Below are 20,410 nucleotides of genomic sequence, written 5' to 3'. Positions count from 1 at the left end.
TCGACCTCAGTCGTCCTCGAGGCGGAAGCCGACCTTGAGGCCGACCTGGAAGTGCTCGACCGTTCCGTCCTTGACCTGGCCGCGGACCTGGGTGACCTCGAACCAGTCGAGGTGCCGCAGGGTGCGCGCGGCGCGCTCGACGCCGTTGCGGATGGCCTCGTCGATGCCCTCGGGCGAGGTGCCGACGATCTCGGTGACGCGGTACGTGCGGTTCGTCATAGGAAGCCTTCCGTTGGACGCGTGGGAAGCGCAGCCTAGCGACGTACGCTGGAGGACATGGCCCGCGACCAGCGCAGGGACCGCGACGACGCGGTGCGCATCACCACGGCGGCGGCCAGCCGCAACGCCGACATCGCCGCTCGGCAGAAGCGTTACCTGCTGTCGATGAGCATCCGGTCGATCTGCTTCGTCGGGGCCGTCGTGACCGCCCTCGCCGGTTGGCAGTGGGTGTGGCCGTTCCTCATCGCCGGGGCGATCGTGCTGCCGTACGTCGCGGTGGTGCTGGCGAACGTGCAGGCCACGCGCAAGGAGGGGTTCGCGCTCCAGGACGCGGCGTACGCCGCGCCGCAGCTCGGCGCCGCCCCCCGCGAGCCCGAGGTGGGCCGCCCCGCGCGATGATCCTCGCGTGATGGACCCCGACACCTGCTCGGCCAAGGGCTGCCAGGCCCCGGCCGCGTGGCAGCTGCAGTGGAACAACCCGAAGCTGCACACGCCGGAGCGCCGCAAGGTGTGGCTCGCCTGCGACGACCACCGCGGGTCGTTGTCGGACTTCCTCGGCGCGCGCGGCTTCCTCAAGGACGTCGTGCCGCACGACGGCAGCACGCACCCGGAGTAGCGCCCGGAGCACCCGCCGGGAGCAACAGCCGGCGTCAGCCGCCGATGGCCGACATCGGGCGGTCGGGCTGCAGGAACGCGGGGTCGTCGATGCCGTGGCCGGCGCGCTTGCCGCGCATGGCGACGACCCAGCGGTCCGCGATCTCGGAGTCGGGGGCGCCGGCGCGCAGCGCCGCCCGCAGGTCGGACTCCTCGCGGGCGAACAGGCAGTTGCGCACCTGCCCGTCGGCCGTGAGCCGCACCCGGTCGCAGTCGCCGCAGAACGGCCGGGTCACCGACGCGATGACACCGACCGTGCCGGGGCCGCCGTCGACGAGGAACAGCTCCGCCGGGGCGCTCCCCCGCGGCTCGACCGCCGGGGTCAGCACGAAGTCGCGCGCCAGGCGCTCGAAGATCTCCTCGGCGGTGACCATGCCGGTCCGCGACCAGCCGTGCTGGGCGTCCAGCGGCATCTGCTCGATGAACCGCAGCTCGTAGCCGCGCTCGAGGCACCAGGCCAGCAGCTCGCCGGCCTGGTCGTCGTTGGTGCCGCGCAGCAGCACGGCGTTGACCTTCACCGGTCCGAGCCCGGCGGCCTGGGCCGCCTCGAGGCCGGCGACCACGTCGTGGAAGCGATCGCGACGGGTGATCGTGTGGAACGTGTCCGCGCGGACGGTGTCGAGACTGACGTTGACACGGTCGAGGCCGGCCGCCGCGAGCTTGTCGGCGGTCCGCGCCAGGCCGAGGGCGTTGGTGGTGATCGACAGCTCGAGGTCAGGGCCGAGGGCGCGGGTGCGCTCGACGATGCCGACCAGGCCACGGCGTACCAGCGGCTCGCCGCCGGTGAACCGGACCTCGCGGATCCCGAGGTGCTCCACACCGATCCCGATCAGCCGGACGACCTCGTCGTCGGTGAGCACCGAGTCGTCGGGCAGCCAGTCGAGACCCTCCGCCGGCATGCAGTAGTTGCACCGCAGGTTGCACCGGTCGGTCAGCGAGACGCGCAGGTCCGTGGCCACCCGGCCGTACCGGTCCTCCAGGGGTCTCGTCGTCACTCCAGCAGTCTAGGTGGCGCACCCCGGGAGTCGAGGATCACGCGCACCCGCCGTGGCCCGGCGGCACCGCCCGGATAGCCTCGAGGGGTGCGTCGCTTCCGGTTCCTGATGAGTCGACGGTGGGCCCTCTTCGCCGTGGCCATCGTCGTCGTCGCGTGGGCGACCTGGTGGCTCGGGAACTGGCAGTTCGACCGTCTCGACGACCGCCAGGAGTCCAACCGGGTCGTCGAGCGCAACGAGAACCTCGAGCCCGCGCCGGTCGAGGACGTCCTCTCACCCGGGGGCGAGGTCCCCGACGACCAGGAGTGGCGCGTGGTCACGGCCACGGGCGAGTACGCGGTCGAGGACACCGTCATCGTCCGCTACCGCACCCGCGAGGGCCAGTCGGGCATCGAGGTCGTGGTCCCGCTGGTCACCGACGACGGCACGGCGCTCGTCGTCGACCGCGGCTGGCTGGCCACCGACAACCGCGGCGGGGACGCCTCGGGCGTGCCCGAGCCGCCGTCGGGCGAGGTCACGATCACCGGTTACGTCCGCGCCGACGGCACCGGCGACAGCACGAAGGTGGTCGACGGCAGCACCCGGGCGGTCTCGAGCACCGAGATCGGCGAGGCGATCGACCGGCCGACGTACGGCGGCTTCGTCGACCTGCGCTCGGAGGACCCCGAGCCCGCGGAGGCGCTGACGCCGCGCGCCCTGCCCGAGCAGGACAACGGGCCGCACTTCTTCTACGGCCTCCAGTGGTGGTTCTTCGGCGTGCTGGCCATCTTCGGTTTCCTCTACCTGGCCTACGACGAGCTCAAGAGGGGCGCCCCTGGCGAGCGCGGCCCGCGTGGCAAGCGCCCGCCGCGGCCGAAGGCCGACCCGCGGACCGGCAAGCGTCCGCCCCGGCCCCCGCGCGAGCGTCAAAGCGTGCGCAGCGCCCCGCCGTCGACCGGCAGCATCACGCCGGAGACGAACGACGCGGCGGGCGACAGCAGGAACGCCGCCGCCCGGCCGAACTCCTCCGGCCGCCCGTAACGACGCAGCGGGATCGCGGCCTCCGCCTCGGCCCGCGCCTCGTCGGGGTCGTCGGCGAGCGCGTCGAGCTCGGTCAGCCGGTCGGTGGCCAGGCGTCCGGGCAACAGCCCGTTGACGCGTACGCCGCGTGGCCCGACCTCGTCGGCCAGCGTCTTCGCGACCATGGCCAGGCCGGGGCGGAGCCCGTTGGAGATCGCCATGTCGGCCAGGGGCGACCGGACGCTGGAGGACAGCACCAGCGCGATGGAGCCACCCGCGGGCAGCGCGGCGGCGACCGTGCGGCAGATCCGCACCGCGCCGAGGAAGACCGAGTCGAAGGCGGTCGACCACTGCTCGTCGGTCGTCCCGATAACCGGCCCCTTCGGCGGCCCGCCGACGCTCACCAGCGCGCCGTCGACCCGGCCGAACGAACCGGTCGCGGCCTCGAGCAGCCGGCCGGGCGTGGCCGGGTCGGCGTTGTCGGCGACGACGGTGGCCACGCGGTCGGCCCCCAGCTCAGAGCGGGCGTTGGCGAGCGCGTCCTCGGAGCGGCCCGAGAGCACGACCCGCGCCCCCTCGGCCACGAGGACGTCCGCCGTGGCCCGGCCGAGCCCGCGGGCGCCGCCCGTGACGACGTACACACGATCAGTCAGCGAGAGGTCCACGCGGCCAGCCTGCCCTACGCCGGGACGTCCTCGAAGAACTGCGTCCGGTGCAGCTCGGCGTAGAGCCCGCCCTGGGCCAGCAGCTGGGCGTGCGTGCCGGACTGGACGATCCGCCCGTCCTCGAGCACGAGGATGAGGTCGGCGTCGCGGACCGTCGAGAGGCGGTGGGCGATCACCAACGACGTGCGACCGGCGAGGGCGGCGTCGAGCGCGCACTGCACAGCGGCCTCGGACCCGGAGTCGAGGTGTGCCGTGGCCTCGTCGAGCACGACGATCGACGGCGCCTTGAGCAGCAGGCGGGCGATCGCCAGGCGCTGGCGCTCGCCGCCGGACAGCCGGTAGCCGCGGTCACCGACCACGGTGTCGAGCCCGTCGGGCAGCGCTCGGACCAGGCCGGCCACCTGGGCGGCCTCGAGCGCCTCCCACATCTGGTCCTCGGTGGCACCGGGTCGGGCGTAGCCGAGGTTGGCGCGGATCGTGTCGTGGAACATGTGGGCGTCCTGGGTGACGTACCCGACGGCGTCCTCCAGGGACTGCAGCGTCACGTCTCGCACGTCGTGGCCGCCGACGCGCACCGCGCCCCGGTCGACGTCGTACAACCGGGCGACCAGGTGGGTGACGGTCGTCTTGCCCGCGCCCGACGGCCCCACCAGCGCGATCATCTGGCCGGCGTCGGCGGAGAAGGTGAGGTCGTGGAGCACCTCAGCGGTGTCGCGCGCCTCGGGCCGCGCCACCGTCTCCAGCGAGGCCAACGACACGTCGTCGGCGCGCGGGTAGGTGAACGAGACGTGGTCGAACTCCAGCTTGGACGCGGTCGGCGGGAGCGCCACCGCACCGGGCTTCTCGCGGACCAACGACGGCAGGTCGAGCACCTCGAAGACGCGCTCGAAGCTGACCAGCGCGGTCATCACGTCGATGCGGACGTTCGAGAGACCCTGCAGCGGGCCGAGCAGCCGCAGCAGCAGGGTCGCGAGCGCCAGCAGCGTGCCGACGGTGAGCGTGCCGTCGATGACCAGGTGGCCACCGACGCCGTACACCAGGGCGGTCGCCAGCGCGGGCACGAGCATCATGGAGGCGCCGAAGATCCGGGTGATCAGGGAGATCCGGACACCGAGGTCGCGGACGTTCGCGGCCTTCGAGGCGAAGAGCGCGTCCTCCTCGCCGCGGCGGCCGAAGAGCTTGAGCAGCATCGCGCCGCCGACGTTGAAGCGCTCGGTCATCACGTTGCCGAGGTCGGCGTTGCCGTCCATCTGCCGCCGGGTCAGGCCGGCGAGCCGTGCGCTGACGAAGCGGGAGACGCCGAAGAGGATCGGGAACATCGCCAGGCACAGCAGGGTGACCTGCCAGCTCAGGGCGAACATCGCGATGCCGACGACGACCACGGCGATCGAGTTCGACACCGTGCTCGACAGGGTCGAGGTGAACGCCCGCTGGGCGCCGATGACGTCGTTGTTGAGCCGGGAGACCAGGGCGCCGGTCTGGGTGCGGGTGAAGAACGCCAGCGACTGGCGCTGGACGTGCCCGAACACCTGGGTGCGGAGGTCGTAGATGAGTCCCTCACCGATCCGGGACGACAACCAGCCACCGAGCACGGCGAGCACCGCGTTGAGCACCGCCACGCCCGCCATCCCCAGCGCGATGATCGTGACCAGACGTCCGTCGCCCTCGAGGATCCCGTCGTCGACGACCCGCTGCACCAGCAGCGGCGTGACGACGACCATGGCCGCGTCGACGACGGTGAGCACCAGGAAGGCGGTGATGATGCCGCGGTGGGGCCGGGCGAAGCCCAGCACCCGACCGAGCGTCTCCCGGCTGATCCGGTTGTCGACCACGCTCCGGTCCGACCTCAGGTGGCGCCACGCGGCGCCCGCGCCGTACATCCCCGACATGGCTGCTCCTTCACCGGCCTCCCGCGAGGGACGCCATCTCGCGGAACCGGCGCACCTGCGCCTCGCGCTCGAGCCGCCGCTGCGTCTCGAGGTCCCGCTGGTCCGCTCCCCGGAGGAGCGTCTTGATCTCGGTGACCGCGCCCGGGAGGGGCGCGACCAGGGCCTGGACCAGGTCGGCGACCGTCGAGTCCAGCTGCTCGGTCGGCACGGCGGCCAGCGCCAGGCCGATCCGCACGGCCTCGTCGGCACCGACCATCCGCGCGGTCGCGCAGATCTCGAGTGCCCTGGCGTACCCAACGCTGTCGACCAGCGGCTTTGTTCCCGTCAGGTCGGGCACCAGCCCGAGCGCGGCCTCTTTCATCGACAGCTGGGCGTCGGTCGACAGCACCCGCAGGTCGCACGCGAGCGCCAGCTGGAAGCCCGCGCCGATGGCGTACCCGTGCACCGCCGCGATCGAGACGAACCGCGGCTCGCGCAGGAAGGTGAACCCGCGCTGGTAGGCGTCGATCGTCGCCGAGAGCTCCTCGTCGGACAGCGCGACCAGCCCCGCCACCGACTCCTCCTCGCCACCGACCGAGGACGGGTCGAGCAGCCGACGGTCGAGGCCGGCGGAGAACGCCGGGCCGTTGCCCCGCACCACCACGACGCGTACGTCGCCGGGCAGCCCGGCCCCGAGGTCGGCCAGCGCGCGCCACATCGCCGGGGTCTGGGCGTTCCGCACGTCCGGCCGGTCGAGGGTGATCGTCGCGACCGGTCCGGTCAGGCCGAGCTGCAGGCCGGCGGCGGCCAAGGTCTCCGGGGTGGGGGTGGTCATGCCGGCGAGCCTAGGTCCGCCCACCGACACCGTCCGTTCCGGCCAGCAGGGCCGCGCGGGGCGGGACGAGCCCTCAGGCCAGCGAGACCAGGTCGGCGTACCCCTCGTTCCAGAGGTCCTCGTCGCCATCGGGGAGCAGCAGCACGCGGTCGGGCTCGAGAGCGCGGACGGCGCCCTCGTCGTGGGTGACCAGCACGATCGCGCCCTCGTAGGAGCGGATCGCCGCGAGCACCTCCTCGCGCGAGGCCGGGTCGAGGTTGTTGGTGGGCTCGTCGAGCAGCAGCACGTTGGCGCTGGAGACAACGAGCGAGGCCAGCGCGAGCCGGGTCTTCTCGCCGCCGGAGAGCACCTTGGCCGGCTTGTGGGCGTCCTCGCCGGAGAAGAGGAACGAGCCCAGCACCGAGCGCGCCTCGGTGTCGGTGAGCTGCGGCGCGGCGGACTGCATGTTCTCCAGCACGGTCCGGTCGGTGTCGAGCGTCTCGTGCTCCTGGGCGTAGTAGCCCACCTTCAGCCCGTGCCCCGGCACGACCTCGCCGGTGTCCGCCCGGTCGACGCCGGCCAGGATGCGCAGCATCGTGGTCTTGCCGGCGCCGTTGAGGCCCAGGATGACGACGCGGGAGCCCTTGTCGATCGCGAGGTCGACGTCGGTGAAGACCTCCAGCGAGCCGTAGGACTTCGACAGCCCGGCCGCGGTGAGCGGCGTCTTGCCGCAGGCGGCCGGCTTGGGGAAGGCGATCCGCGCGACCTTGTCGGCCTGCCGCTCCCCCTCGAGGCCGGCCATCATCTTCTCGGCGCGCTTGAGCATCGACTGCGCGGCCGAGGCCTTGCTGGCCTTCGCGCGCATCCGGTTGGCCTGGTCGGTCAGCGTCTTGGCCTTGGACTCGGCGTTGGCGCGCTCCCGCTTGCGGCGCCGCTCGTCGTTCTCGCGCTGGACCAGGTAGTCCTTCCAGCCCATGTTGTAGACGTCGATCTCGCCGCGGTTGGCGTCGAGGTGGAGGACCTTGTTGACGGTCTCCTCCAGCAGCCCGTTGTCGTGGCTGATCACGATGAACCCGCCGCGGTGGGCCTTGAGGAAGTCGCGCAGCCACACGATCGAGTCGGCGTCGAGGTGGTTGGTCGGCTCGTCGAGGATCAGGATCTCGGCGCCGGAGAAGAGGATGCGCGCCAGCTCGACCCGTCGCCGCTGCCCACCCGAGAGCGTCTTCAGCGGCTGGGCGAGGATGCGGTCCTCGATGCCCAGGCTGTGCGCGATGACGGCGGCCTCCGACTCCGCGGCGTACCCGCCACCGGCGTGCAGCTCCGCGTCGGCCCGCTCGTAGCGACGCATCGCCTTGTCGCGCACGGCCGGGTCGTCGCTGCCCATCGCGGCCTCGGCGTCACGCAGACGGCGTACGACGGCGTCGAGCCCGCGCGCGGACAGGATGCGGTCGCGGGCCAGCACCTCCGGGTCGCCCGTGCGGGGGTCCTGCGGGAGGTAGCCGACCTCGCTGGTCGTGGTCACCGTCCCGCTCGCGGGCTGGCCCTCGCCGGCGAGGATCTTGGTCAGCGTCGTCTTGCCGGCGCCGTTGCGCCCGACCAGACCGATCTTGTCGCCGGCGGCGACGCGGAAGCTGACGTCCTCCATGAGCAGTCGCGCGCCCGCTCGGACTTCCAGCTGGGTGGCGGTGATCATGAGGACAGCGAGTCTAGTTGTGGGTACGGGCCACGCACGAAACCCCAGGCACGTGTGAGGAGTCACCATGCGGTTCAACCCCAAGGCGCGGCTGGACACCGGGCGGGTCCGCGACCGCGGGCGCGGCGGTGGCGGCGGCCTCGGCCGCGGGGGTGGGCTGGGCGGCGGTCGCGGTGGCGGTCCGATGATGATCCCCGGTGGCATGCGGGCCGGTGGCGGCATCGGTGGCGTCCTCGTCGTCGTGCTGTTCCTGGTGCTCACGCAGTGCATGACCGACGGCGGTGGGGGTGGCGTGCCGGGCCTGGGCGCGGCGTCGTACGACACCAGCCGGTTCGCCGGCGGCGACCGCTACGAGAACTGCCGGACCGGCGAGGACGCCAACAACGACGTCGACTGCGCCCGGGTGGCGGTCGAGAACTCGCTGCACGACTTCTGGTCCGACGAGCTCGGCGGCCGGTTCCAGCCGGTCGAGCAGCTCGCGACGTTCTCCGGGTCGACGCAGACCGGCTGCGGCGGGGCGAGCTCCGACGTCGGCCCGTTCTACTGCCCGGCCGACTCCTCGATCTACCTCGACTCGACCTTCTTCGACGCCGTGCTCGAGCGCCAGCTCGGCGGACCGGACGGCGGGTTCGTCGAGCCCTACGTGCTCGCCCACGAGTACGGCCACCACATCCAGAACCTGCTCGGCACGATGGGCCGAGTGCGTACGCAGCAGGGCCCGACCAGCGACGCGGTGCGCCTGGAGCTGCAGGCCGACTGCTACGCCGGCATGTGGACGCGCGCGGCCACCTCCACCGAGGACGCCGACGGCCAGGTGCTCATCAGCGAGCTGACCCAGCGCGACGTCGAGGAGGCCGTCGCCGCCGCCGAGGCCGTCGGCGACGACCGGATCCAGGAGAAGACCCGCGGCCAGGTCAGCGAGGAGTCGTGGACCCACGGGTCGGCAGAGATGCGCGTGCGGTGGTTCCGTACCGGCTACGACACCGGCTCGCTCGACGCCTGCGACACCTTCGCCGCGCGCCAGCTCTGACCGGCGGGTCTCGAGACGCGCGCCAGCGCGCGCTCCTCCACCAGCCGGCCGCGGCGACTCAGCCGCGGAGCAGCGCCTCGAGGTGGGTGGCCTGGCGCTGGAGGGCGCGCAGGTGCGGGGCGACGGCGGGGTGTCGGTACTTCCCGGCGAGGGCCCCCTCTCCCCCGGCGACGCGGGCGAGCGCCCACTCCGCACGGTTGAGCGCGGTGAGCACGGCGGTCACGCGAGCGCCGTGGAGCACCTGGTCGGGCGTGGCCAGCCCGTCCGGCAGGCCGAGGAGGTACGCCTCGACCAGCGGCTCGAGCTCCTCGCGGGCCTGCAGCGCGTAGTAGCCGAGGTCGGCGCCCACCGGCCCGTGGCCGAGCGTGCCCCAGTCGAGAGCGAGGACGTCGTCGCCGTCGCGGCCGGGGAGGTTCGCGGGCGTCGGGTCCCCGTGCTGCGGCACCTGCGGCAGGTCGTCCAGCCCGCCGAGCAGCGCCAGCCGTCGGCTCCACAGGTGGTCGGCGACGTCGGCGACGGTCGTGCGCGCGAGCGTCCGCCACCCGCCGTTGCGCTCGACCCGCGTCATCCGGTGCCTGAGCTGACCGCGCGCCAGCGCCGGCCCGTCGAACGTCGCCCCGGCGAACGCCCCCAGGCACCGGGCCACGAAGAGCCCGCTGTTCGCCGCGTCCTCCACCCACGCCTGGGTCAGCGTGATCCCGTCCTCGTCCTCCTCGGCCGCGGCCTTCGGATCGGCGCGCAGGCCGGGCGTCCCCACGACGATGCCGGTCGTGAGCACGTCCGCGGCGCGTCGCCAGTACGCCGGGTGGTGCGGGTCGGAGAGCTCGGCCGGGTCGCCGGGAGCCGGGCGCGCGAGGCGCTTGACCACGACCGGCTGGTCGCCGAGGACCGTGCGCCAGACCCCGACGGTGGACGTACCGCTCCCGCCGGGCATCGCCAGCCACCCCGGCTCGGGCTGCCACATGGCTCGGACGCTAGCCACGGCGGGCCGCCACGTCACGCAGGCGCGCTGACCGCATCACCCCGCGTCAGCCGGCGTCGGACCGCAGCAGGCGCCACCCGCCGGCCACCACGGCTCCGACCGCCCAAGAGGCGAGGGTGAGCCGGGCGGACGTGGTCGTCATGTCGTCGCTGGGTCCCTCGCCGAACACGAGGTACAGGGCGCCCGAGCCCGGCATCACGGTGGCGAGGTCGAGCGACCAGTCGTAGGGCAGCTGGGCCAGCAGCATCGGCAGCACGAGCACCAGGGCGATCACGCTGACCAGGCCCCCGGCGGTGCTGCGCAGCACCAGGCCGAGCCCCACGGCGAGCGCGGCGCCCACGGCCAGGAGGTAGCCGGTCCCGCCGACCACCTCGGCAGCGCCGTCGACGCCCAGCCCGACCTCGGGCACGATCGCCCACACCAGGAGGCAGGCGCCGGTGACCAGCAACAGCCCGAGCCCCGCCGTGGTCAGCACGATGACGCCGACGCGGGCGGCGAGCAGAACGGTCCGCCGGGGCGTCCACTGCAGGGTCGGGACCATGCCGCCGTGGCCGTGGTCGGCCGTGCTGGTCACCACCGCCAGCGCGAGGACACCGAACAGCGCGAACATGGCGGTCGGTCGGCCGCCGTCCCAGGCGCTCGCGTCCGCAGGTACGTCGGAGGGACTGCCAGAGGCGTCCAGACCCACCAGGGTGCCGATGCCGAGCACCACGAGCATCGTCGCCCCGGCCAGCAGCCAGCTCGACCGCACGGTCCAGATGCGGCTCCACTCCGCGGCCGCGGCCCACCCCAGGGCGCTCATCGGCCCACCTCGGCCGCCGCCGGCCGCTCGGGCGCGTGTCCGGCGTGCTCGACGCTGCCCTCGGTCAGCGCGAGGTACGCCTGCTCGAGCGACTGCTCGGCCTCGGCCAGGCGGTGGACCGGCACCCCGGCGGCGTGCGCGAGGTCGCCGACCTCTGCCGCGGCGAGCCCGGTGACCTCCAGCTCCTCCGCGGTGACCCGCTCGACCGCGGCGCGGTCGGCGAGCACGCCGTGCAGCTGCTCGGCCCGCGGGCTGCGGACCCGGACGCGGTGACCGAGGCCGCGCAGCACGTCCTCGATGCCGGCGTCCGCGAGCAGGCGTCCGCGACCGATGACGAGCACCCGGTCCGCGACCAGCTGCATCTCGCTCATCAGGTGGCTCGAGACCAGCACCGTGCGTCCCTCGTCGGCAAACCCCCGCAGCAGGCCGCGGATCCACCGCACCCCGTCGAGGTCGAGGCCGTTGACCGGCTCGTCGAAGACGAGCACGGGCGGGTCGCCCAGCAGGGCGCCGGCGATGCCGAGCCGTTGCCGCATCCCGAGCGAGTAGCCCTTGGTGCGCCGGCGGGCGACCCGGTCGAGGCCCACCTGAGCGAGCACCTCGTCGACCCGGCGCACGGTGATGCCGTTGCTGCGGGCGGCGATCCGCAGGTGCGCCCGGCCGCTGCGGCCCGGGTGCACCGCACCGGCGTCCAGCAGCGCACCGACCTCGCGCAGCGGAGCAGCCAGGTCGGCGTACCGACGGCCGGCGACCTCCGCGGTGCCGGCCGTCGGCCGGTCGAGGCCCAGGACCATCCGCATGGTCGTCGACTTCCCGGCCCCGTTGGGCCCCAGGAAGCCGGTGACCTTGCCCGGTTCCACGTCGAAGGTGAGGTCGTCCACGGCCCGCACCCCGCCGTACTGCTTCGTGAGCCCTCGCACGCTGATCATGGCCAGGACGCTAGGTGCGGAGCCGCGCAGGAGAGGCGGACGAGATGTGCAGGTCCTGTGCAGGTCGCCCGTCTCGGCAGCGGGCCCGTTGGTCAGGCGTTGACGACGGCGACCTGCAGCGAGCAGGCGTCGCGGACCGCCTGGTCGAGCACCGCCCGGCGAGGATCGGGTACGGCGAGCCAGGGACCGACCACGCGGAGCCGGTCGAGCGGCGCCCCGCCCAGGACCTCCTCGACCGCCGGCCGGTCCCCGCCGGTGACGACCGGGCCGTCGAGGTCGGCGAGACCCGCGAGGATGCGGGCGGCGTGGCCGGCCGCGGCCTCGTAGGCGGCCCGCGCCTGGTTGTCGCGGCGGCGGGCGAACCGCTGCTGGCTCTGCCCGCCGGCCTTGGTGCGCCCCTGGACGTGGCGCTGGCCGACCTTGGAGTCGACGACGGTCGCGCCGGCGAGCCGGGCGACCGCGAAGCCGCCCTTGCGCACGAGCAGCACGCCCCAGTCGGCCGGCACGACCCCGCCTCCGGCAGCGGCGAACGCGCCGGCGTCCGGCAGGCCGGCGTACGCCTCTTCGAAGGGCAGGGACGCCGCGAAGGTCGACCCGTCCTCGGCGCTGCCGGTCAGCGCACCGGAGGCGACCGCCAGCGCGGTCGGGCCGTGGCGGCCCTGGAAGTTCAGCACCCACCGTTCCCACCGCTCGGCGGGCACCGGCACGACGGTGGAGGTGCTCACCGTCCGGGCTTGGGGTGCAGCACGCGGAACCGCTCGAGCACGACCGGCATGTCGGGGCGGAAGCCGCGGCCGTGCGGGTCGACCTCGCGGAAGAACGACTCGTGCCGCTGGCGCCAGGTGGCGAGCGACCGGTCGCCCTCGCCCTCGGCGTGCGCGTGCTCGGCCGGAACCTGGTCGAAGGGCACGACCGCGACCTCGGTGGTCGTCACGAGCGCGCGCGGACGGCCGGAGCCGTCGAGGACGATGCCGAGCGTGCCCGGCTCGGGCAGCGGCACGCCCTCCGCGGCGTAGTCGTCCACGGCGCTCGCCGTCGCCGTCTTGACCCCGCCGGCCACCAGGTCGGCGAGCTCGTCGGCCTGCTCTGGCGTCGCTCCGAAGGACCACGCCGGGGGCGGCAGCGAGGCCAGCGCGGACGGGCCGAAGTAGCCGGGCAGCCGCTCCAGCCGCGCCTGCCGGCGCGCGAGGACCCAGAAGGCCTCGACCTCGGCCGAGACCTCCGGCGGCTGGGTGCTCACGTGCGGCTCAGACGTTGAAGCCGAGGGCGCGCAGCTGCTCGCGGCCGTCGGGGGTGATCTTGTCGGGGCCCCACGGCGGCATCCAGACCCAGTTGATTGCGACGTCGTTGACCAGGCCCTCGAGCGCGGCGTTGGTCTGGTCCTGGATGACGTCGGTCAGCGGGCAGGCCGCAGAGGTGAGCGTCATGTCGAGGACGACGTTCGAGCCCTCGTCGACGTGCACGTCGTACACCAGGCCCAGGTCGACGACGTTGATCCCCAGCTCGGGGTCGACGACGTCCTTCATCGCCTCGGTGACCTCCTCGGGCGACACGGTCGAGGAGCCGGCGGGCGCGGCACCGGTGGCCTCGGGGACCTCCGGCAGGTCGGAGTGGTCGAGCTCGGTCATCGGGTCTCCTCCAGGGATCGGGCGGTGGCGTCCTTCCAGGCCATCCAGGACAGCAGTGCGCACTTGACGCGCGCGGGGAACTTCGCGACACCGGCGAAGGCGATGCCGTCCTCCAGCACGTCCTCGTCGGGCTCCACGGTGCCCTTGCCCTGCATCAGGGTCAGGAACTCCTCGTGGACCGACATCGCCTCGTCGACCGGCTTGCCGATGACGAGGTCGGTGAGGACCGAGGCGGAGGCCTGCGAGATCGAGCAGCCGACGGCGTCGTACGACACGTCGGCGACCTTGCCCTCGGCGAGGTGGACGCGCAGCGTCACCTCGTCGCCGCAGGTCGGGTTCACGTGGTGCACCTCGGCCTCGTACGGCTCGCGCAGGCCCGCGTGGTGCGGGTTCTTGTAGTGGTCCAGGATGATCTCCTGGTAGAGCGAGTCCAGCTCGGCGTTCATTCCTCAGCCCACCTTGAAGTACGCGCGGGTGTGCTCGAGGCCCTCCACGAGGGCGTCGATCTCCGCGGGGGTCGTGTAGAGGTACGACGACATCCGGGTCGAGCTCTGCACGCCGAAGCGCGCGTGCGCCGGCTTCGCGCAGTGGTGGCCCGCGCGCACGGCGACGCCACGCGAGTCGAGCACCTGGGCGATGTCGTGGGGGTGCACGCCGTCCATCTCGAACGCCACCGCTCCCCCGCGCCGCGTGACGTCGAGGGGGCCGAGCACGCGCAGGCCGGGGATCGTGGCGAGCCCGTCGAGCGCGTACGCCGTGATCGCCTGCTCGTGGCGGTGGATGTTGTCCAGCCCGACGGCCGCGAGGTACTCCAGCGCGGCACCGAGGCCGACGGCCTCGACGATCGGCGGGGTGCCGGCCTCGAACTTGTGCGGGATGCCCGCGTACGTCGACCGCTCCATGCGGACGGTCTCGATCATCTCGCCGCCCCCGAGGAACGGCGGCAGCTGCTCGAGCAGCGAGCGCTTGCCCCACAGCACGCCGATGCCGGTCGGCCCGACGACCTTGTGCCCGGTGAAGACCAGCACGTCGGCGTCGACCTCGGTGACGTCGACCGGCAGCTGCGGCGCGGCCTGCGAGGCGTCGACGACGACGATCGCGCCGACCTCGTGGGCGCGCCGGGCGATCTCGGCGACCGGGTTGATCGTGCCGAGCATGTTCGAGACCCAGGTCAGCGAGACGACCTTGGTCCGCTCGGTGATCAGCGAGTCGATGTCGGAGAGGTCCAGCTCGCCGGACTCGGTCAGGCCGAACCACCGCAGCGTGGCGCCCTTGCGTTGGGTGAGCAGCTGCCACGGCACGATGTTGGAGTGGTGCTCCATCTCGGTGATGACGACCTCGTCGCCCTCCCCGATCGCCAGGTCGCCGGTCGCCCAGGCGAGCGTGTTCGCGACGAGGTTGAGCGCCTCGGAGGCGTTCTTGGTGAAGATCACCTCGTCGCGGCTCGGGGCGCCGATGAACCGCGCGACCACGTCGCGGGCGTTCTCGAACGCCTCGGAGGACTCCGCCCCGAGCTGGTGCATGGCGCGCGCGACGTTCGCGTTGTGCCGCTCGAGGTGGTCGACCATCGCGTCGATCACGCACTGCGGCTTCTGCGAGGTGTTCGCGCTGTCGAGGTACACCAGCGGCATCCCGCCCGCGAGCGTGCGCTCGAGGATCGGGAAGTCCTTGCGGATGACCTCCAGCTCGGGGAGGAGTCCGGGGAGCGTCATCAGACCGCCGCGGCCTTGAGGTACTTGTCGTAGCCCTCGGCCTCGAGCTCCTCGGCGAGCTCGGGGCCGCCGGACGCGGCGACCCGGCCGGCGACGAAGACGTGGACGTGGTCGGGCTTGATGTAGCGCAGGATGCGCGTGTAGTGCGTGATCAGCAGGACGCCCTTGCCCTCCTTCTCGCGGAAGCGGTTCACGCCGTCGGAGACGACCTTGAGCGCGTCGATGTCGAGGCCGGAGTCGGTCTCGTCGAGGATCGCGACCTTCGGGTCGAGCAGCTCGAGCTGGGCGATCTCGTGGCGCTTCTTCTCACCGCCGGAGAAGCCCTCGTTGACCGAGCGGGTGCCGAAGGTCGGGTCGAGGTTGAGGCGCTCGAGGGCGCCGTTGACGTCCTTGACCCACGTGCGCAGCTTGGGGGCCTCACCGTCGATGGCCGTCTTCGCCGTGCGCAGGAAGTTCGACACCGAGACGCCGGGGACCTCGACGGGGTACTGCATCGCGAGGAACATGCCGGCGCGGGCGCGCTCGTCGACCGACATCGCGAGGACGTCCTCGCCGTCGAGGGTGACGGTGCCGCCGGTGATCGTGTACTTCGGGTGGCCGGCGATCGAGTAGGCCAGGGTGGACTTGCCGGACCCGTTGGGGCCCATGATCGCGTGGGTCTCCCCCGACCCGATGGTCAGGGTGACGCCCTTGAGGATCTCCTTGGGACCGTCCTCGGTGTCCACGGACACCTGCAGGTCCTTGATGACGAGCTCGCTCATGAGGGGGTGACTCCGTTCAGGGTAGTGGTGGTGTCGACGTAGACGCTGGGTCCGTCGGGGCCCTCGCGGACCTCCACGGGGAAGGTCGCGACGGGTTCGGTGGCCGGGAGGCCGGTGGGCTTGCCGGTGCGGAGGTCGAAGCGCGAGCCGTGCAGCCAGCACTCGACGGCGCAGTCCGCGACCTCGCCCTCGCTCAGGGACACGGCGGCGTGGGAGCAGAGGTCCTGCAGCGCGTAGACCTCGTCGCCGTCGCGGGCGACGGCGACGTCGTACGCCCCGACGGTGACGCCGAGCGCCTCGTCGGTGGGTACGTCGGCCAGGGCGCAGGCACGCTCGAAGCTCACTGCGCGCCACCCACGGGCGCGAGCCCGTCGAGGACGTTCTTGGCCAGCTCGGCCTCGACGGTGTCGGTCAGCTGCTCCTCGAGGGAGGGGATGCCGACCTTGCGGATCAGGTCGTTGAAGAACCCGTGCAGCACCAGGCGGCGCGCCTCGGCGTCGGAGACGCCGCGCGAGCGCAGGTAGAACAGCTGCTCGTCGTCGAATCGGGCGGTCGCGGACGCGTGGCCCGCGCCCTCGATCTCGCCGGTCTCGATCTCGAGGTTCGGCACCGAGTCGGCCTGGCAGCCGTCGGTGAGCACGAGGTTGCGGTTCTCCTCGTAGGTCTCGATGCCCTCGGCGACCTTGCGGATCAGCACGTTGCCGATCCACACCGTCCGCGCGCCCTGGCCCTGGAGCGCGCCCTTGTAGACGACGTTGGACTTGGTGCGCGGCTGGTTGTGGTCGGCGAAGAGCCGGTGCTCGAGGTGCTGGCCGGCGTCGGCGAAGTACAGGCCGAGCAGCTCAGCCTCGCCGCCGGGACCGTCGTACTCGACGTTCGCGTGCATCCGGACCACGTCGCCGCCGAAGCTCACCGAGGTGTGCTTGACGCTCGCGTCGCGGCCGACCCGGATCGCGTCGCGGCCGAGGTGGACCGCGTCGTCGTCCCAGTCCTGCAGCGAGACCATGTTGAGCTCGGCGCCGTCGCCGACCACCACGGTCGTCGTGGCGGCGTATCGGGCGGAGCCGGCGTGGCGCAGCACGACGGTCGCCTTCGAGAAGCGGCCGAGGCGGACCACGACGTGGCCCCACACGAGGTCGTCGGCGCTCTTGCCGGTCAGCGTCACGACGACCGGCTCGGTCGCCTCGAGCTCGGCCGGCACGTCGAGCAGCACCGCGCCGCCGGCATTGGCGACGGCCAGCGCCGAGGGGCGGTCGTTCGGCGCGAGCTCACCGAGCTCGCGCGCCTGCTCGGCGGTGATCTCGGTCAGCGTCACGCCCTCGGGCAGCGAGGCCTCGCGGCGCAGCTGCTTGTCGGACGCCTCGCCGTCGAGGATCCCGCGCAGCCGCTTGAGCGGGGTGAAGCGCCAGACCTCCTCGCGCCCGGTGGGGACCGGGTGGTCGGCCAGGTCGTACGACGGCGGCGGGTTGAGGTGGGACTCCACCCGGTCCTGCTCGAGCGCGCTCGCGACGCTGTCGCGGGCGATGCTCGGGTCAGTGCCGAGGTCGGTGTCAGTCACGGTCACTACGTCTGTCTTTCTACGGTCGGCAGCAGGAGGGACGGGGCCGGCGGTCAGCCGACCGCGCCCTCCATCTGCAGCTCGATGAGGCGGTTGAGCTCCAGGGCGTACTCCATCGGCAGCTCCTTGGCGATCGGCTCGACGAAGCCGCGGACGATCATCGCCATCGCCTCGTCCTCCTCCATGCCGCGCGACATGAGGTAGAAGAGCTGGTCGTCGGAGACCTTCGAGACGCTCGCCTCGTGGCCCATGGACACGTCGTCCTCGCGGATGTCGACGTAGGGGTAGGTGTCCGAGCGCGAGATCTGGTCGACGAGCAGCGCGTCGCACAGCACGTTGGACTTCGAGCCGTAGGCGCCCTCGTTGACCTGGATCAGGCCGCGGTACGACGTCCGGCCGCCGCCGCGGGCCACCGACTTGCTCAGGATCGAGCTGGAGGTGTGCGGCGCGGCGTGCACCATCTTGGCGCCGGCGTCCTGGTGCTGGCCCTCGCCGGCGAACGCGATCGAGAGCGTCTCGCCCTTGGCGTGCTCGCCCATGAGGTAGACGGCCGGGTACTTCATCGTCACCTTGGAGCCGATGTTGCCGTCGACCCACTCCATCGTCGCGCCGGCCTCGCAGGTCGCGCGCTTGGTGACCAGGTTGTAGACGTTGTTCGACCAGTTCTGGATGGTCGTGTAGCGGACGCGGGCGCCCTTCTTCACGACGATCTCGACGACGGCCGAGTGCAGCGAGTCGGAGCTGTAGATCGGCGCCGTGCAGCCCTCGACGTAGTGCACGTAGGAGTCCTCGTCGGCGATGATCAGCGTCCGCTCGAACTGGCCCATGTTCTCGGTGTTGATCCGGAAGTAGGCCTGGAGCGGGATGTCCACGTGGACGCCCTTGGGCACGTAGATGAACGAGCCGCCGGACCACACCGCGGTGTTGAGCGCGGAGAACTTGTTGTCACCGACGGGGATGACGGTGCCGAAGTACTCCTTGAACAGCTCCGGCTGCTCCTTGAGCGCCGTGTCGGTGTCCAGGAACAGCACGCCCTGGGCCTCGAGGTCCTCACGGATCGAGTGGTAGACGACCTCGGACTCGTACTGCGCGGCGACACCGGAGACCAGGCGCTGCTTCTCCGCCTCGGGGATGCCGAGCTTGTCGTAGGTGTTCTTGATGTCCTCGGGGAGGTCGTCCCAGGTCGCGGCCTGCTTCTCGCTGGACCGCACGAAGTACTTGATGTTGTCGAAGTCGATCGCGCCGAGGTCGGAGCCCCAGGTCGGCATCGGCTTGCGGTCGAAGAGCCTGAGGCCCTTCAGGCGCAGGTCGAGCATCCACTGCGGCTCGTTCTTCTTCGCGGAGATGTCGCGGACGACGTCCTCGTTGAGACCGCGCTTGGCGGTCGCACCGGCGGTGTCCGGGTCGGCCCAGCCGAACTCGTAGCGGCCGATGCCCTTGAGCTCGGGGTTGAGCTCCTCGATGGAGGTCATGAAGTGACCTGCCCTTTCTCCTCGATGGACGTGCTCGGGGTGGTGCTCGTGCTGGTGGCGCCGGCCGGGATGCAGGTCGTGCACACCCCGTCGCCGTGGGCGATGGTGGCCAGGCGCTGGACGTGGCTGCCCAGGACCGCGGCGAAGGCCTCGGTCTCGGCCTCGCACAGCTGGGGGAACTCGTGCGCCACGTGGCTGACGGGGCAGTGCTGCTGGCACAGCTGCTCCCCCACCGGCCCCTCGCGCACCGCGGCGGCGTAGCCCTCGTCGGTCAGGACGCGGGCCAGGGACTCCACCGGGCTGAGCTCCGGGTGCTGCTCGGCGACCTCGCCGAACCTCTCCTGGATGAACGCCACCCGACGGCCCGCGAATTCCCGGACGGCCTTCTCTCCGCCGGTCTCCCGCAGGAAGCGCAGGGCCTGCACGGCCAGGTCGTCGTACTGCTGGTCGAAGCTGTCGCGCCCGACCGAGGTCAGCGCGAACACCTTCGCCGGGCGACCGCGACCGCGGACCGCGGTGCTGTTCGGCTCGCGGGCCTCGACGGCACCTTCCTCGACCAGCTGGTCGAGGTGGCGGCGCACCGCGGCCGGCGTCAGCGCGAGGCGCTGCGCCAGGGCCGCGGCGGTCGAGGGACCGTCGACGAGGATCGACCGGGCGACGCGCTGGCGCGTCGACTGGTCACCGCCCGGACGGGCTTCCTCGAATTCCACTACACCAGTGTGACGTTAATGCGCAGGCGCCTTCAAGGAAGGCTCCCCTTACCTGCTCCGGGCCGGTGACGTACGTCGCAGCCAGACCAGCCCGGCGACCGGGAGCACCAGCGGGAGGAAGCCGTAGCCCTGCCCGAAGTGCGACCACACGGTCCGGTCCGGGAACAGGTCGGTGGCGACGTACGACAGCGTTCCGACGACCAGCACGCCGACCGCCTCGACGACGACCGCCACGAGCGCGGCCCACCAGCCGCGGCGCCCGCCGACGAGCAGGCACGTGGTCGCGGCGAGGTAGACGAGCGCGGCGAGGAGCGACAGGGAGTACGCCAGCGGGGCGCGGTCGGCGTCCGTGCCGAGCTGCACGAGCGAGCGGCCGGTCGCGGCGACCGCGAACACGGCGTACACCGCCACCAGCACGCGGCCCGGGCCGCTGGAGAGCTCACCCACCGACGGCCCAGAGCGACTGCAGGCGGACCTCGAGGGCGACCACGGTGAGCAGCGCGACCAGCAGCACGGCGGTGCCGGCGCGCGTGCGCTCGGCCAGCGACCAGAAGGCGCCGATAGGCAGCACCAGCACGATCGACCACAGGTAGCTGACGAAGGTGACCCCGGAGATCTCGCGGTCGGTGCCCGCGAGCGCCACGCTGCCCAGGACCGCCTGCACCAGCAGAAGGACCTCGACCACGGCGAGCGCCAGGAACGTCGGGTCGCCGGCGGTCTCGTCGCGCACCAGGTGGACGACGACCATCACCAGGGCGACCACCGACGTGGCCAGCACGAGCCAGAGGAGCACCGCGTTCACGGCTCGAACCCTAAGCCGTCGGGCAGCGGGCTGCGCGGTCGCGCCCCGCCCGGCGAGGTCGGGGCGGGGGCGGTTTCCTAGACTGGTGCGGTGTCCGACGCCGCCCCAGCAGTCGCC

General features: G+C 72.6%; 25 protein-coding genes. 4 read left to right on the top strand and 21 right to left on the bottom strand.

Features of this window, described 5'->3' with window-relative positions; genetic code table 11:
- Nucleotides 1–6: 6 nt before the first annotated feature.
- Nucleotides 7–219, bottom strand: a complete 213-nt coding sequence (locus G6553_RS01105; protein ID WP_166188351.1) for a dodecin — start codon at nt 217–219, stop codon at nt 7–9.
- Between the two features lie 57 nt (nt 220–276).
- Between G6553_RS01105 and G6553_RS01100 the strand changes: the two genes are divergently transcribed.
- Nucleotides 277–618, top strand: coding sequence for a DUF3099 domain-containing protein (locus G6553_RS01100; RefSeq protein WP_166188350.1), 342 nt, complete (start codon nt 277–279; stop codon nt 616–618).
- A gap of 10 nt (nt 619–628) precedes the next feature.
- The gene (locus G6553_RS01095; protein WP_166188459.1) at nt 629–835 is read left to right on the top strand and encodes an acetone carboxylase; all 207 of its coding nucleotides are present in this window, start codon (nt 629–631) and stop codon (nt 833–835) included.
- A gap of 34 nt (nt 836–869) precedes the next feature.
- Here G6553_RS01095 and moaA read toward each other — a convergent pair whose 3' ends face one another.
- Nucleotides 870–1,868, bottom strand: a complete 999-nt coding sequence (gene moaA / locus G6553_RS01090; protein ID WP_166188348.1) for a GTP 3',8-cyclase MoaA — start codon at nt 1,866–1,868, stop codon at nt 870–872.
- Nucleotides 1,869–1,955: 87 nt separating this feature from the next.
- On the opposite strand from moaA, the gene G6553_RS01085 reads away from it, so the two are divergent.
- Nucleotides 1,956–2,888 carry an SURF1 family protein gene (locus tag G6553_RS01085; protein WP_166188346.1) on the top strand — a complete coding sequence of 311 codons (933 nt, stop codon included), beginning with the start codon at nt 1,956–1,958 and terminating at the stop codon, nt 2,886–2,888.
- On the opposite strand, the gene G6553_RS01080 is transcribed toward G6553_RS01085, so the two are convergent.
- The 4 genes from G6553_RS01080 to abc-f form a co-directional block, all read right to left on the bottom strand.
- Nucleotides 2,774–3,532, bottom strand: coding sequence for an SDR family oxidoreductase (locus G6553_RS01080; protein WP_166188344.1), 759 nt, complete (start codon nt 3,530–3,532; stop codon nt 2,774–2,776). The two genes, G6553_RS01085 and G6553_RS01080, sit on opposite strands and share 115 nt — an antisense overlap.
- A 14-nt stretch (nt 3,533–3,546) precedes the next feature.
- Nucleotides 3,547–5,421: an ABC transporter ATP-binding protein gene (locus tag G6553_RS01075; RefSeq protein ID WP_166188342.1), complete on the bottom strand. Its 1,875-nt coding sequence runs from the start codon at nt 5,419–5,421 to the stop codon at nt 3,547–3,549.
- 10 nt (nt 5,422–5,431) lie between these two features.
- Entirely contained in the window at nt 5,432–6,235 is an 804-nt protein-coding gene (locus tag G6553_RS01070) for an enoyl-CoA hydratase/isomerase family protein (RefSeq protein ID WP_166188340.1), read from the bottom strand.
- A 73-nt stretch (nt 6,236–6,308) separates the two neighbouring features.
- Nucleotides 6,309–7,907 (bottom strand): ribosomal protection-like ABC-F family protein, encoded by a 1,599-nt coding sequence (gene abc-f / locus G6553_RS01065; RefSeq protein WP_166188338.1) that lies wholly within the window; start codon nt 7,905–7,907, stop codon nt 6,309–6,311.
- A gap of 67 nt (nt 7,908–7,974) precedes the next feature.
- Between abc-f and G6553_RS01060 the strand changes: the two genes are divergently transcribed.
- Entirely contained in the window at nt 7,975–8,937 is a 963-nt protein-coding gene (locus G6553_RS01060) for a neutral zinc metallopeptidase (protein WP_166188337.1), read from the top strand.
- A 58-nt stretch (nt 8,938–8,995) separates the two neighbouring features.
- On the opposite strand, the gene G6553_RS01055 is transcribed toward G6553_RS01060, so the two are convergent.
- The 15 genes from G6553_RS01055 to G6553_RS00985 all read right to left on the bottom strand — a co-directional run bounded on the left by G6553_RS01055 (nt 8,996) and on the right by G6553_RS00985 (nt 20,293).
- Nucleotides 8,996–9,901 (bottom strand): phosphotransferase, encoded by a 906-nt coding sequence (locus G6553_RS01055; protein WP_166188335.1) that lies wholly within the window; start codon nt 9,899–9,901, stop codon nt 8,996–8,998.
- Between the two features lie 64 nt (nt 9,902–9,965).
- Nucleotides 9,966–10,721 carry a hypothetical protein gene (locus tag G6553_RS01050; RefSeq protein WP_166188333.1) on the bottom strand — a complete coding sequence of 252 codons (756 nt, stop codon included), beginning with the start codon at nt 10,719–10,721 and terminating at the stop codon, nt 9,966–9,968.
- Entirely contained in the window at nt 10,718–11,650 is a 933-nt protein-coding gene (locus G6553_RS01045; RefSeq protein ID WP_166188331.1) for an ATP-binding cassette domain-containing protein, read from the bottom strand. Before G6553_RS01045 ends, G6553_RS01050 begins: the two co-directional genes overlap by 4 nt.
- A 92-nt stretch (nt 11,651–11,742) precedes the next feature.
- Nucleotides 11,743–12,375 (bottom strand): acVLRF1 family peptidyl-tRNA hydrolase, encoded by a 633-nt coding sequence (locus tag G6553_RS01040; RefSeq protein WP_347565432.1) that lies wholly within the window; start codon nt 12,373–12,375, stop codon nt 11,743–11,745.
- Nucleotides 12,372–12,890, bottom strand: a complete 519-nt coding sequence (locus tag G6553_RS01035; protein ID WP_166188329.1) for an ASCH domain-containing protein — start codon at nt 12,888–12,890, stop codon at nt 12,372–12,374. Before G6553_RS01035 ends, G6553_RS01040 begins: the two co-directional genes overlap by 4 nt.
- A gap of 7 nt (nt 12,891–12,897) precedes the next feature.
- Nucleotides 12,898–13,278 (bottom strand): metal-sulfur cluster assembly factor, encoded by a 381-nt coding sequence (locus G6553_RS01030; RefSeq protein ID WP_166188327.1) that lies wholly within the window; start codon nt 13,276–13,278, stop codon nt 12,898–12,900.
- Nucleotides 13,275–13,724, bottom strand: a complete 450-nt coding sequence (gene sufU, locus G6553_RS01025; RefSeq protein ID WP_166188326.1) for a Fe-S cluster assembly sulfur transfer protein SufU — start codon at nt 13,722–13,724, stop codon at nt 13,275–13,277. The genes G6553_RS01030 and sufU overlap by 4 nt, the downstream gene beginning before the upstream one ends.
- 3 nt (nt 13,725–13,727) lie before the next feature.
- Nucleotides 13,728–14,990, bottom strand: a complete 1,263-nt coding sequence (locus G6553_RS01020) for a cysteine desulfurase (protein ID WP_166188324.1) — start codon at nt 14,988–14,990, stop codon at nt 13,728–13,730.
- Nucleotides 14,990–15,751 (bottom strand): Fe-S cluster assembly ATPase SufC, encoded by a 762-nt coding sequence (gene sufC, locus G6553_RS01015; protein ID WP_166188322.1) that lies wholly within the window; start codon nt 15,749–15,751, stop codon nt 14,990–14,992. The genes G6553_RS01020 and sufC overlap by 1 nt, the downstream gene beginning before the upstream one ends.
- A complete protein-coding gene (locus tag G6553_RS01010) occupies nt 15,748–16,095 on the bottom strand; it encodes a non-heme iron oxygenase ferredoxin subunit (protein ID WP_166188320.1) in 348 nt (115 codons plus the stop codon). Before G6553_RS01010 ends, sufC begins: the two co-directional genes overlap by 4 nt.
- A complete protein-coding gene (gene sufD / locus G6553_RS01005; protein WP_166188318.1) occupies nt 16,092–17,309 on the bottom strand; it encodes a Fe-S cluster assembly protein SufD in 1,218 nt (405 codons plus the stop codon). Before sufD ends, G6553_RS01010 begins: the two co-directional genes overlap by 4 nt.
- A gap of 53 nt (nt 17,310–17,362) precedes the next feature.
- A complete protein-coding gene (gene sufB, locus G6553_RS01000) occupies nt 17,363–18,781 on the bottom strand; it encodes a Fe-S cluster assembly protein SufB (protein ID WP_166188317.1) in 1,419 nt (472 codons plus the stop codon).
- Nucleotides 18,778–19,491: a helix-turn-helix domain-containing protein gene (locus G6553_RS00995; RefSeq protein ID WP_166188315.1), complete on the bottom strand. Its 714-nt coding sequence runs from the start codon at nt 19,489–19,491 to the stop codon at nt 18,778–18,780. Before G6553_RS00995 ends, sufB begins: the two co-directional genes overlap by 4 nt.
- A 48-nt stretch (nt 19,492–19,539) precedes the next feature.
- Nucleotides 19,540–19,938 carry a hypothetical protein gene (locus G6553_RS00990; RefSeq protein WP_166188313.1) on the bottom strand — a complete coding sequence of 133 codons (399 nt, stop codon included), beginning with the start codon at nt 19,936–19,938 and terminating at the stop codon, nt 19,540–19,542.
- Nucleotides 19,931–20,293, bottom strand: a complete 363-nt coding sequence (locus G6553_RS00985; protein WP_207619175.1) for a hypothetical protein — start codon at nt 20,291–20,293, stop codon at nt 19,931–19,933. Before G6553_RS00985 ends, G6553_RS00990 begins: the two co-directional genes overlap by 8 nt.
- Nucleotides 20,294–20,410: the final 117 nt, after the last annotated feature.

Source organism: Nocardioides sp. IC4_145 (assembly GCF_011250565.1).
Classification (GTDB): Bacteria; Actinomycetota; Actinomycetes; order Propionibacteriales; family Nocardioidaceae; genus Nocardioides.
The sequence above is the reverse complement of the archived record's forward strand: the minus strand, read 5'-3'. Positions and strand labels throughout refer to the sequence as shown.

Bases quoted from the DNA above. Each gene is read 5' to 3' on its own strand.
- G6553_RS01100 (WP_166188350.1), top strand. From the start codon at position 277: ATGGCCCGCGACCAGCGCAGGGACCGCGACGACGCGGTGCGCATCACC.
- G6553_RS01030 (WP_166188327.1), bottom strand. From the start codon at position 13,278: ATGACCGAGCTCGACCACTCCGACCTGCCGGAGGTCCCCGAGGCCACC.
- sufC (WP_166188322.1), bottom strand. From the start codon at position 15,751: ATGAGCGAGCTCGTCATCAAGGACCTGCAGGTGTCCGTGGACACCGAG.
- G6553_RS01095 (WP_166188459.1), top strand. From the start codon at position 629: ATGGACCCCGACACCTGCTCGGCCAAGGGCTGCCAGGCCCCGGCCGCG.
- sufB (WP_166188317.1), bottom strand. From the start codon at position 18,781: ATGACCTCCATCGAGGAGCTCAACCCCGAGCTCAAGGGCATCGGCCGC.
- G6553_RS01050 (WP_166188333.1), bottom strand. From the start codon at position 10,721: ATGAGCGCCCTGGGGTGGGCCGCGGCCGCGGAGTGGAGCCGCATCTGG.
- G6553_RS01070 (WP_166188340.1), bottom strand. From the start codon at position 6,235: ATGACCACCCCCACCCCGGAGACCTTGGCCGCCGCCGGCCTGCAGCTC.
- G6553_RS01020 (WP_166188324.1), bottom strand. From the start codon at position 14,990: ATGACGCTCCCCGGACTCCTCCCCGAGCTGGAGGTCATCCGCAAGGAC.
- G6553_RS01055 (WP_166188335.1), bottom strand. From the start codon at position 9,901: ATGTGGCAGCCCGAGCCGGGGTGGCTGGCGATGCCCGGCGGGAGCGGT.
- sufU (WP_166188326.1), bottom strand. From the start codon at position 13,724: ATGAACGCCGAGCTGGACTCGCTCTACCAGGAGATCATCCTGGACCAC.
- G6553_RS01060 (WP_166188337.1), top strand. From the start codon at position 7,975: ATGCGGTTCAACCCCAAGGCGCGGCTGGACACCGGGCGGGTCCGCGAC.
- abc-f (WP_166188338.1), bottom strand. From the start codon at position 7,907: ATGATCACCGCCACCCAGCTGGAAGTCCGAGCGGGCGCGCGACTGCTC.
- G6553_RS01045 (WP_166188331.1), bottom strand. From the start codon at position 11,650: ATGATCAGCGTGCGAGGGCTCACGAAGCAGTACGGCGGGGTGCGGGCC.
- G6553_RS01105 (WP_166188351.1), bottom strand. From the start codon at position 219: ATGACGAACCGCACGTACCGCGTCACCGAGATCGTCGGCACCTCGCCC.
- G6553_RS01075 (WP_166188342.1), bottom strand. From the start codon at position 5,421: ATGTCGGGGATGTACGGCGCGGGCGCCGCGTGGCGCCACCTGAGGTCG.